The following is a 9,725-nucleotide window of genomic DNA, read 5'->3' on the forward strand; positions in this document are numbered from 1 at the left end:
GGACGTGGCGCTGTGCGTGTTCGACCTCGACCACACCCTCATCCGCACACCGCTCGACCTGGCGGCGATGGCCGTCGACATGCGGGCGCTCATCGAGCGCGCCCGCGGGCCCCTGCCGCCCCGCCCCGAGCGCTGGCGCGTCGGCGAGCTGGTGCAGTGGACGAAGGCGGGCGCGCCCGAGCTCGAGGGGGCGGTGTGGGAGGTGGCGCTCGCGCACGAGGGCCGCGCCATGGACGCCGCGACGGTCGAGCCGGGCGCGCTCGACGCGCTCGCGGGCGCGCGTCGCGCCGGCTTCCGCACCGCGCTCTGGACCAACAACGCGCGCGCCCTCACGCTGCCGGCGCTCGAGCGCCTCGGGCTCGCCGCCCTCCTGGATCTCGTGGTGACCCGTGACGACATGCGCGCGCTCAAGCCCGATCCCGACGGCTGGCGCGTGATCTGTGACCGCGTCGACGGCGCCGAGCGTGCCGCCGACTCGGTGGTCGTCGGCGACTCCTGGGTGGACGGCCTCGCCGCGGCCGCCGTCGGCGTGCCCTTCCTCGCCTACCGCCCGCGCGAGGAGGAGCTCCGCCGCTGGGGCGTCGAGCCGGCCGGCCGGCTCGACGACCTCGCCGCCCTCCCCGCGTGGCTCGCCGCGCGGGGCAACGGGCGCGAGGCGCGCTGATGGACCTCTTCGAGGAGCCGGCGCCCGGCGCGGTCGCGCCCCCGGCGACGCCGCTCGCCGACCGGATGCGGCCCAAGACCCTCGACGAGGTCCTCGGCCAGGAGCACCTCCTCGGCCCCGGCAAGGTCCTGCGCACAGCACTCGAGCGGGGCGAGCTCCACTCGATGATCCTCTGGGGCCCGCCCGGCTCGGGCAAGACCACGCTCGCCTTCCTCCTGGCGCGGGTGACCGGCGCGCGCTTCGTCGCCTTCTCCGCCGTGCTCTCGGGCGTGAAGGAGATCCGCGAGGTCGTCGCCGAGGCCGAGCGCGAGCGCGCCCGGCGCCGGACGCGCACGATCCTGTTCGTGGACGAGATCCACCGCTTCAACCGCGCGCAGCAGGACGCCTTCCTCCCGCACGTCGAGAAGGCGACGGTGATCCTCATCGGCGCGACGACGGAGAACCCGTCGTTCGAGGTGAACGCGGCGCTCCTGTCCCGCTGCCGCGTCTACGTGCTCCAGGGGCTCGGCGAGGCGGAGCTCGTCGCGATCATGCGGCGCGCGCTCGCCGACGGCGAGCGCGGCCTGGGCGCCCTCGGCCCCGAGGTGGACGACGCCGCCCTCACCCTCGTCGCGCGGCTCGCCGACGGCGACGCGCGCGCGGCGCTCAACATCCTGGAGCTCGCGGTGCTCCTCTCGGCGGAGGCGGGCGGGCGGCGGCGCGTCACCGAGGCGTCGATCCGCGAGGCCGCGCAGCGCAAGACGCTCCTCTACGACAAGGCGGGCGAGGAGCATTACAACCTGATCTCGGCCCTCCACAAGTCGCTGCGCGACTCCGACCCCGACGCCGCGCTCTACTGGCTCACGCGCATGCTCGAGGCCGGCGAGGACCGCCTCTACCTGGCCCGGCGGCTCGTCCGCTTCGCGTCCGAGGACGTGGGCAACGCCGACCCCCGGGCGCTTTCGCTCACGCTCGCGGCCAAGGAAGCGTATGATTTCCTCGGTGACCCCGAAGGAGAGCTCGCTCTCGCCCAGGCGACGCTCTACCTCGCGCTCGCGCCCAAGTCGAACGCGGTCTACGTGGCGCTCGACGCGGCCCGGGCCGACGTTCGCGAGCGTCCCGCCGAGCCCGTGCCGCTCCACATCCGGAACGCGCCCACCCGACTGATGAAGGACCTCGGCTACGGCAAGGGGTACCAGTACGCCCACGACGCGCGCGACGCGCGCGTGGACCAGGACGACCTGCCCGAGGCGCTGCGCGGCCGGCAGTACTACCAACCGACCGACCGCGGGCTCGAAGCCGAGCTCGGCCGCCGGCTCGCTGACTGGCGGCGCTGGCGGGCGGAGCGACGGCGGGAGCGGGACTAGCCATGTGGTTCGGGATCAAGCGCACGCACTGGATCCTGATGACGCTCGTCGTGCTGTTCCTGGCCTTCTACTTCGGGCTGCTCTCGTGGAGCCGGCTCGGCGACGCGCTCGAGACGCTCGCGGCGAACCCGGGCGGCGGCGCGAAGATGTTCGCCGCCAAGGTGGACCGCGCCGACGCGATCTTCATGATCTTCATGCTCCTCTTCCTGACGCCGCTCGCGATCGTGGCGGTGGGCGGGCTCATCGTGTTCGTCACCGCGGCGCTGGCGGGAATGTTCCAGAACTTCGCGGGAGCGAAGGGCGCGCCGTTCTGGGTCTTCTCGGGCTTCGCGTACCTCGTGCTGGTCGTCGTCGGCTTCTTCACGCGGGGGTACTGGATGCCGCACGTCCAGGGCGCGGTCAGCCTCATCGCCCGCGCGCTCCTCGCCGCGTCCCGGTAACGCCGCCGCGCGGCGGCCGGCGCGGTCGTTCCTGCTAGAATGACTCGCATGCCACGCTGGCGCGTGGGCGACATTTATCGGGTGCCGCGAGGCCGGCGCAAACCGAGGGTGGCCTGACCAAGCTGCGTGTCGGCGTCGTTTTCGGAGGCCGCTCCGGCGAGCACGAGGTCTCCCTGGCCTCCGGGGCGTCGGTGATCGCGGCGCTCGAGCAGCGCGGCCACGCCGTCGTGCCGATCGGCATCGCGCGGGACGGCCGCTGGGTCGTCGGCGGCGAGCCGTTGCGCGCGCTGGCCGCCGAGGCGCGTGTGGCCCTGCCCGCGGACGACGCCGCGGGCTCCGTGAAGAAGGCGCTCGCCGACCGCGCCGAGGCCGTCGAGAGCGGCACGCAGAGCCTGGCGCGCACCGAGCCGCCCGGCGGCCTGCCGGCCGAGGTCCGCCGCCTCGACGTCGTCGTCATCATGCTCCACGGTCCGTACGGCGAGGACGGCACGATCCAGGGCCTCTTCGAGCTGGCCGACGTCCCGTACGTCGGCGCCGGCGTTATGGCGTCGGCGATCGGCATGGACAAGGCGATGATGAAGACCGTCTTCCAGGCCCACGGGCTGCCGGTCGTCGAGCACCTCGTCGTCGCCCGGCGCGAGTGGCGGGAGGACCCGGCCCGCGTCGCGCGGCGGGTCGCCGAGACGCTCGGCTTCCCCTGCTTCGTCAAGCCCTCGAACCTCGGCTCCTCCGTGGGCATCAGCAAGGTGCGCGACGCGGGCGCGCTGGCGCCGGCGATGGACGAGGCCGCGCGGCACGACCGCAAGATCCTCGTCGAGCGCGCCGTGCGCGGGCGCGAGATCGAGGTCAGCGTCCTCGGCAACGACGCGCCGGTCGCGTCGCTCCCCGGCGAGATCACCTACGCGAGCGAGTTTTACGACTACGCGACCAAGTACGCCGAGGGGCAGGCGCGTCTGACGGTGCCGGCGCCGATCGCGCCCGAGGTCACGCGCAAGATCCAGGAGCTGGCCCTCGCCGCCTACCGCGCCGTGGACTGCGCGGGGATGGCCCGCGTCGACTTCTTCCTCGAGGGCGACCGGGTGCTCGTCAACGAGATCAACACGATCCCCGGCTTCACGGCCACCAGCGGCTACGCGCGCATGTGGGAGGCGTCGGGGCTCGCCTACCCGGACCTGTTGGAGCGCTTGATCCAGCTCGCCCTCGAGCGCCACAAGGATAAGGGTGCCGGCTGAGATCGTCATCGCGGGCGGCGGCACGGGCGGCCACACGAGCCCGGGTCTCGCCGTCGCCGCGCTCCTCGCCGCGCGTGGCGTCGGCTACGCGTGGATCGGCTCGCGCGGCGGCATCGAGGCGAGCCGCGCGCCCGAGGCCGGCATCCCCTACCACGCGATCCCGACGGGCAAGCTTCGGCGCGCCATCACGTGGCGAAACGTCGTGGACCTCTTCGTCAACGTCCCGGCGGGCGCGGCGGAGGCCTTCCGGGCGCTCGGGCGCCTTCGTCCGCGAGTCGTGTTCGCGACCGGCGGATACGTCGCCGTGCCGGTCATGCTCGCGGCGGCCGCGCGCCGCATCCCGATCGTGCTGCACGAGCAGACGTCGGTTCCCGGGCTCGCCAACCGCCTGGGCGCCCGGCTCGCCCGCCGGGTGGCCGTGACCTTCGACGAGAGCACCCACCACTTTCCCGCCCGCAAGGTCGTCGTGACCGGCAACCCGCTCAGGCCCGAGCTGCGCGGCGGCTCGCCCGCGCGCGCGGCCCGGCGGTTCGGGCTCGACGCGGCGGTCCCTCTCGTTTACGTGACGGGGGGCGCGCAGGGCGCCCAGCGCATCAACCGGGCGGTCGGGGCGAGCCTCGCGCAGCTGCTCGAGCACGCACAGATCATCCACCAGTGCGGCGACAACCCGACGACGGGCGATCGGGCGTGGCTCGAGACGCGTCGCGCGGAGCTCCCGCCGGCCCTCGCGCGGCGCTACGCGGTCGCGCCGTACGTCGGCGCCGAGCTCGCCGACGTCTACGCGGCCGCGGTGCTCGTCGTCTCCCGCGCCGGGGCCGGCACGGTGAACGAGTGCTGCCAGCTCGGCCTTCCCGCGCTCTACATCCCGTTGCCGGGGGCGCGCGGCGACGAGCAGGCGGCGAACGCCCGACTCGTCGAGCGTACCGGGGGCGCCGCCGTGCTTCCGCAGTCGGATCTCACGCCCGAACGGCTCGTCGCCGAGGTCACGGCGCTGCTCGCCGACCCGCGGCGCCTCAAGGAGATGGGCGAGCGCGCCCGCCGAATCGCCGTCCCCGACGCCACCGAGCGCCTCGTCGCGCTCCTCACCGAGCACTCGTGAGGGTTCCCAGGCCGGGTGCCTTGGTCGACCACGCTAGCGACCAGATCGTCGGCGGTCGTGTCCTGTGGCGCTGCGCCCGAGCGACGCCCAGAAGCTACGGGTCTCCCAAGGCACCCGGCCTGGGAACGTCCGGCGAGCGCTCGGCGAGACTCGCGGGCGCGGGTCAGCGGGCGGGCGCGCGGCCGCGGAGATCCCAGCGCAGCGGGCAGCGCTCGCAGCGCGGGACCGTGCGGCAGTGCGACTTCCCCACCGCAACGAGGAGCGCGTGATACTCGTTGAACAGCGCGGGATCGGACGGCAGATGCGCCTCGAGAAAGGCGCGCGCGGCCTCGTAGCCCGCGCCGCGAGGCAGGAGCCGGTGGCGCGCCAGCACGCGCCGGGCGTAGGCGTCGGCGACGAACACGGGTCGGCGCGCCGCGTAGAGAAGGATCGCGTCGGCCGTCTCGGGCCCGAGCCCTGGCACCGCCAGGAGGTCGCGACGGAGCGGGCCGAGCGGCTCATGGCGGAGCCGGGCGAACCCGCCCCGGTCGAGCAGCCAGCGCGTCAGGGCGAGGAGCCGCCGGGCCTTCACGCGAGGCGTGCCCGCCGGGCGGATCACGCGCGCGAGCTTGGCCGCCGAGAGCCCCGCCAGGCGCCGCGCCGTCAGGCGCCCGCGCGCGCGAAGGGCGGCGACGGCGCGCGCCGCGTTGGTCCACGCCGTGTGCTGGGTGAGAACCGCGCCCGCCGCGATCTCGTAGGCCGTGCGGCCGGGCCACCAGGCCTGCGGCCCGAATCGCCACGTGAGCGCCAGGTAGAGGCGGAGCAGGCGCGCCTTCACGCGGTCGCGCGGCGGACCGGGCACCCGTCTCCGGCCGCCGGGCCCGGCGCGCGCTGAGCCGATGCTCGCCCTCATCGCCCTCCTCCAGAGCCTGACCCTGGCCGTGAGCGGACCGGCCACGTCACCCGAGTACCTCCCGATCCGCGTGGCCGAGGCCGAGGGCTACTTCACCCAGGAGGGGCTCGCCGTTACGCTGAAGACGACGCGCGCCGAGTCGGGCGCCGCCGAGGCGCTCGCTCAGGGCCAGGCCGACCTCGCGGCGACGACGCTCGAGGCGCTCCTGCGCTTCGGGCCGCGCCTGCCGGGTCAGACGCCGCGGCTCGTCTACGGGCTCAGCGCGGCGCCGCCCGTCGCCCTGCTGACCGCGATCCCCCACGCGCAGACCGTGCGCTCGGTCGAGGACCTCGCCGGCCTCCGCGTGGGCGTCACGACGCCGGGCGCCCCCGAGCACGCCTGGTTCGGCTGGCTCCTGGCCCGGCACGGCGTGAGTCTCGCCGACGTCCACCTCCTGAGCGTGGGCGCGCGCGGCCTCGTCGGCGCGATCGACTCGGGCGAGCTCCATGCGGCGCTCGTCCCCGAGCCCCTCGCGAGCCGGCTCATCGGCGAGGGCCGGGCGAAGCTCCTCGCCGACTTCCGCACCCCCGCGGCGGTCGCCGCGGCCCTCGGCAAGCAGACGGTCAACGCAGCTCTCTTCGTCCGCGCCGACCGGCGCCCGCGGGATTCCGTGCTTACCGCCCTCGCGAAAGCGCTCCTCGCCGCGGAGGAGCGCATCCGCACGGCGAGCGCCTCGGCGCTCGCCGCGAAGCTCGACCGGCGCGTGACCGGCGCCCAGGACGAGTTCGAGGCGCGGCTCGAGACGGCGCGCGCGTGCGCCATCGCCGACGGGCGCGTGACCGTCGAGGACGTCGAGCAGACGGTCACGATCGTCCGGGCCCACACGCCGCTCCCCGCCACGCTCCGGATCCCGCGCCCCGAGCACATGCTTCACCCCGAGCCCCTCCAGAAGGCGCTCAAGGCGCGCGCGGCGCGCTGACGGGCACGCCGAACCCCTCGAGCAGCTCGCGCGTCTCCTCGAGGGGGAGCCCCACGACGTTGCTGTAGGAGCCGTCGAGGCGCGCCACGAGGGCGCCGCCCAGGTCCTGGATCGCGTACGCGCCCGCCTTGTCGAGGGGCGCGCCCGACGCGACGTAGGCATCGAGCGTCGCGTCAGGGTAGCGCGCCATCAGGACCCGGCTCACGACTGCCCGCGAGGCCTCCCGGCCCTGCCCGGCCTCCACCACGGCGATCCCGGTGATCACCTCGTGCTCCCGCCCGCGGAGGCGCTGGAGCATCGCGCGCGCCTCCTCGGGCCCGGCGGGCTTGCCGAGCGCCTCGCCGTCCAGGACGACGACCGTGTCCGCCCCGAGGACGATGCCCTCGGCCACTCGGGCGGCGACGGCGCGCGCCTTGCGCGCGGCCAGCCGGGCGACGGCCTCGGGCGTCGGGTCCCCGTCGAGCGTCTCGTCGATCTCGCTCGGCACTACCTCGAACTCCCGGACGAGCCTCGCGAGCAGCTCGCGACGTCGCGGGGAGCGTGACGCGAGAATGACCTTCAGACGAGCCGGCTCCGGCCGGCTAGAGGCGGCGGAGGGCCAGCGCCGCGATGACGATCCCGACGACGCCGACGAGGTTGATCTTGAGCGCGAGCCCGAAGGTCAGGGCGACGAAGCGGAGGTCGAGTGTCGCGGGAGGCGTCAAGCCGATCGTCGGGCCCCGGCTGATCAGGTCCTGAAGCCGCCCGGCCGGCAGGAGGCTGCCGAGCAACTCGCCGAGCAGGGAGCCGACCAGCAGGCCGGCGATGACCACCAGGAGGATCAGCTTGACGCCGTGGCCCGCCGCCATACGGCCGGGCTCAGGCCATGATCAGGGGGTTCGCGTCAGTGACGACCCGAGTCTGAGCGTCAACGGCCTTTCTGATGAACTTCGGCAGGCTGAAGGCGTGCTGATGGGTCTGGCCGTCCCAGTACGCCAGCGGGCCCGTCACCCGCTCGGCGATGAGCTTGTCCACGGCCGGCGTGTCCTGCCGCCGGGGATCCACCTTCTTCGTGGCCGCGAGGAACCCCCAGGGCGTGCCGAAGCAGGAGATGAAGGTCTGGTAGCCGGCGACGACCGGGAAGACCTCGCGCAGGGTCCGGTGGACGGTGCTGTAGAAGGCCAGCTCGCCGATCTTCGTCATGCCGGCCTGCATCGTCATCGCCCCGGCCGGGGTCAGCCGGTCGCGGACGAGCGTGTAGAATTCCTTGGTGAAGAGCATGCACGCCGGCCCCTCATCGAGGGGCTCGACGAGGTCCACGGTGATGAAGTCGAAGCGCTCGGAGGTCTTCTCGAGGTAGCCGCGGGCGTCCTCCGTCCGGACCTCGGTGCGCTTGTCGTCGAACGCCCCCCGGTGCATCTCCGGCAGGTGCTTCTTGCAGAGCTCCACCACCTCGCCGTCGATGTCCACCATGACGGCCCGGGCGATCGAGGGATACTTCAGGACCTCCCGGAGGGTGGCGCCCTCCCCACCGCCGATGACCAGGGCGCTCCGCGGGGCGCCGTCGGTGGCCAGGAGCCCGGGGTGGACCAGGGCCTCGTGGTAGATGAACTCGTCAGCCTGGCTGGACTGGATCCTGCCGTCGAGGATCAGGACTTTCCCGTAGGAGGTCGTCTCCATGATCTCGACGTGCTGAAACTTCGTCTGGGCCTCCACGACCGTCCGCTTGATGGCGTGCATGTGGCCTTCGGCGGGGGTCGTGGTCTCGAAGAACCACTTGTAGCCCTGCGGGTTGATCACCTGCCGGCGGCGAAGGCCTTGTTCACGATGGGCACCGAGGAGTTGAGGAACATGCCCCGCTGCATCTCGACGACCGAGGTGCGCTCGGCGGAGAACTGCTCGACCAGGTAGCAGGCGGCCACCTCGGGCTGCAGGGTGTCGCCGCAGGAGAAGATGTCCACGGCCGCGTAGCGGTACTCCGGCCAGGTGTGGATGGAGAGATGGGACTCGGCGATGACGACCACGCCGCTGATACCGAAGGGGTTGAACTCATGGAAGACGACGTCGACGATCGTGGCCTGGGCCCGTCTCGCTGCCTCGACCAGGGCCCCCTTCACGGCCTCGAGGCTGTTGATCACGTCGGTGTCGCAATCAAACAGCTCGAGAAGCAGGTGTCGTCCCAGGGCGTTCAATCGAGTGGCCCTCCCTTCTGCGATCCGGCCATCTACCGCACCTCTCCTGCGACGCGGTCATCGCGTCGCCGTTCCGCGCCGAAAAAATTTCGCTCTATGACAAAAACTTGATTCACTGTATGGCCCACGTTTTTCGATTGCAAGAAAAAAACACCATTTCGGGCCCCGTCGGCGGCCCGGAAGGCGGCTCGCGGCGCCCGCGCGACGCCGCTCCGAGCCCCTGCCGCGGCCCCCGATCCGCACTTTCCTCTTGCATCCGGTCGCGCGGCCGGTAGAGTGACGAAGGATCGATGTCGAAGACGGTCACGATGGCGGCGGCGGCGGTCGGCAGCGCGGAAGGCGGCTCTCCGCTCAACGCCTTCGACAACGCGCTGCTGGCGGCGGGCCTCGGCAACGTCAACCTCATCAAAGTCTCGAGCATCATCCCGCCCGACGTCACGATCGTGGACCTTCCGAAAATCAAGCCGGGCGCGCTCATCCCGACGGCGTACGCCGCGATGACGAGCGACGTGCCCGGCCAGACGGTAGCCGCCGCCGTCGGCTACGCGCTGCCCGACGACGCGTCGAAGCCCGGCGTCATCATGGAGTTCCACGATGCCGCCACGCGCCGGGACGCCGAGCGGGCGGTCCGCGCGATGCTCGAGGAGGCGTTCTCCGTCCGGGGCGAGCCGATTCGCGAGCTGAAGGTCTTCGCCGTCGAGCACACGGTCGCGCGCGTCGGGTGCGTCCTGGCCGCGGTCGTCCTGCTCGCCGAAGAAGACCTCGCGTAGCGGCGCATGCGCCCCGTCTCGCCCCGCTTCATCGCCTGCGAGGGCACGCTCGCCAACTCGAAGATCATCGTCTACGGCATCCCGTTCGTCGGCCGGGTCAACCTCCGCAAGGGCGCCGAGGACGGCCCGCGCGACCTCCGGCTCGCCTCGGAC

12 protein-coding genes are annotated in these 9,725 nt (G+C 73.2%); 7 read left to right on the plus strand and 5 right to left on the minus strand.

Translation table 11 applies throughout. The features are described 5' to 3' along the window. Positions 1-4 precede the first annotated feature (4 nt). The 5 genes from VKG64_07400 to murG all read left to right on the plus strand — a co-directional run bounded on the left by VKG64_07400 (position 5) and on the right by murG (position 4,781). A complete protein-coding gene (locus VKG64_07400) occupies positions 5-664 on the plus strand; it encodes an HAD family hydrolase (GenBank protein ID HKB24866.1) in 660 nt (219 codons plus the stop codon). After that, on the plus strand, positions 664-2,010 hold the full coding sequence (locus VKG64_07405; protein ID HKB24867.1) for a replication-associated recombination protein A: 1,347 nt from the start codon (positions 664-666) through the stop codon (positions 2,008-2,010). Before VKG64_07400 ends, VKG64_07405 begins: the two co-directional genes overlap by 1 nt. A gap of 2 nt (positions 2,011-2,012) precedes the next feature. Further along, complete coding sequence (locus tag VKG64_07410; protein ID HKB24868.1) at positions 2,013-2,450, plus strand: hypothetical protein; 438 nt, start codon at positions 2,013-2,015, stop codon at positions 2,448-2,450. 122 nt (positions 2,451-2,572) lie between these two features. Beyond that, a complete protein-coding gene (locus tag VKG64_07415) occupies positions 2,573-3,682 on the plus strand; it encodes a D-alanine--D-alanine ligase family protein (GenBank protein ID HKB24869.1) in 1,110 nt (369 codons plus the stop codon). Then, a complete protein-coding gene (gene murG, locus VKG64_07420) occupies positions 3,672-4,781 on the plus strand; it encodes an undecaprenyldiphospho-muramoylpentapeptide beta-N-acetylglucosaminyltransferase (GenBank protein HKB24870.1) in 1,110 nt (369 codons plus the stop codon). The genes VKG64_07415 and murG overlap by 11 nt, the downstream gene beginning before the upstream one ends. Before the next feature lie 163 nt (positions 4,782-4,944). On the opposite strand, the gene VKG64_07425 is transcribed toward murG, so the two are convergent. Beyond that, positions 4,945-5,673, minus strand: coding sequence for a hypothetical protein (locus VKG64_07425; protein HKB24871.1), 729 nt, complete (start codon positions 5,671-5,673; stop codon positions 4,945-4,947). Here VKG64_07425 and VKG64_07430 point away from each other — a divergent pair. Next, positions 5,660-6,631 carry an ABC transporter substrate-binding protein gene (locus VKG64_07430; protein ID HKB24872.1) on the plus strand — a complete coding sequence of 324 codons (972 nt, stop codon included), beginning with the start codon at positions 5,660-5,662 and terminating at the stop codon, positions 6,629-6,631. The genes VKG64_07425 and VKG64_07430 overlap by 14 nt on opposite strands. On the opposite strand, the gene VKG64_07435 is transcribed toward VKG64_07430, so the two are convergent. The 4 genes from VKG64_07435 to speD are packed head-to-tail and all read right to left on the minus strand — an operon-like array spanning position 6,609 to position 8,802. Continuing rightward, positions 6,609-7,193, minus strand: coding sequence for a Maf family protein (locus VKG64_07435; GenBank protein ID HKB24873.1), 585 nt, complete (start codon positions 7,191-7,193; stop codon positions 6,609-6,611). The two genes, VKG64_07430 and VKG64_07435, sit on opposite strands and share 23 nt — an antisense overlap. 19 nt (positions 7,194-7,212) lie before the next feature. Continuing rightward, positions 7,213-7,479, minus strand: a complete 267-nt coding sequence (locus VKG64_07440; GenBank protein HKB24874.1) for a DUF4321 domain-containing protein — start codon at positions 7,477-7,479, stop codon at positions 7,213-7,215. Between the two features lie 10 nt (positions 7,480-7,489). Further along, positions 7,490-8,410 carry a polyamine aminopropyltransferase gene (gene speE / locus VKG64_07445; protein ID HKB24875.1) on the minus strand — a complete coding sequence of 307 codons (921 nt, stop codon included), beginning with the start codon at positions 8,408-8,410 and terminating at the stop codon, positions 7,490-7,492. Beyond that, positions 8,407-8,802 carry an adenosylmethionine decarboxylase gene (gene speD / locus VKG64_07450; GenBank protein ID HKB24876.1) on the minus strand — a complete coding sequence of 132 codons (396 nt, stop codon included), beginning with the start codon at positions 8,800-8,802 and terminating at the stop codon, positions 8,407-8,409. Before speD ends, speE begins: the two co-directional genes overlap by 4 nt. Positions 8,803-9,092: 290 nt before the next feature. Here speD and VKG64_07455 point away from each other — a divergent pair, with 290 nt between their 5' ends. Then, the gene (locus VKG64_07455) at positions 9,093-9,572 is read left to right on the plus strand and encodes an arginine decarboxylase, pyruvoyl-dependent (GenBank protein HKB24877.1); all 480 of its coding nucleotides are present in this window, start codon (positions 9,093-9,095) and stop codon (positions 9,570-9,572) included. Positions 9,573-9,725: the final 153 nt, after the last annotated feature.

It is taken from the genome of Candidatus Methylomirabilota bacterium, from assembly GCA_035260325.1.
Taxonomy (GTDB): Bacteria; Methylomirabilota; Methylomirabilia; order Rokubacteriales; family CSP1-6; genus AR19.

What these genes read in the sequence shown, in the direction of transcription:
- VKG64_07405 (HKB24867.1), top strand. Translation starts at nt 664, where the DNA reads ATGGACCTCTTCGAGGAGCCGGCGCCCGGCGCGGTCGCGCCCCCGGCG.
- VKG64_07410 (HKB24868.1), top strand. Translation starts at nt 2,013, where the DNA reads ATGTGGTTCGGGATCAAGCGCACGCACTGGATCCTGATGACGCTCGTC.
- VKG64_07430 (HKB24872.1), top strand. Translation starts at nt 5,660, where the DNA reads ATGCTCGCCCTCATCGCCCTCCTCCAGAGCCTGACCCTGGCCGTGAGC.
- VKG64_07425 (HKB24871.1), bottom strand. Translation starts at nt 5,673, where the DNA reads ATGAGGGCGAGCATCGGCTCAGCGCGCGCCGGGCCCGGCGGCCGGAGA.
- VKG64_07440 (HKB24874.1), bottom strand. Translation starts at nt 7,479, where the DNA reads ATGGCGGCGGGCCACGGCGTCAAGCTGATCCTCCTGGTGGTCATCGCC.
- VKG64_07455 (HKB24877.1), top strand. Translation starts at nt 9,093, where the DNA reads ATGTCGAAGACGGTCACGATGGCGGCGGCGGCGGTCGGCAGCGCGGAA.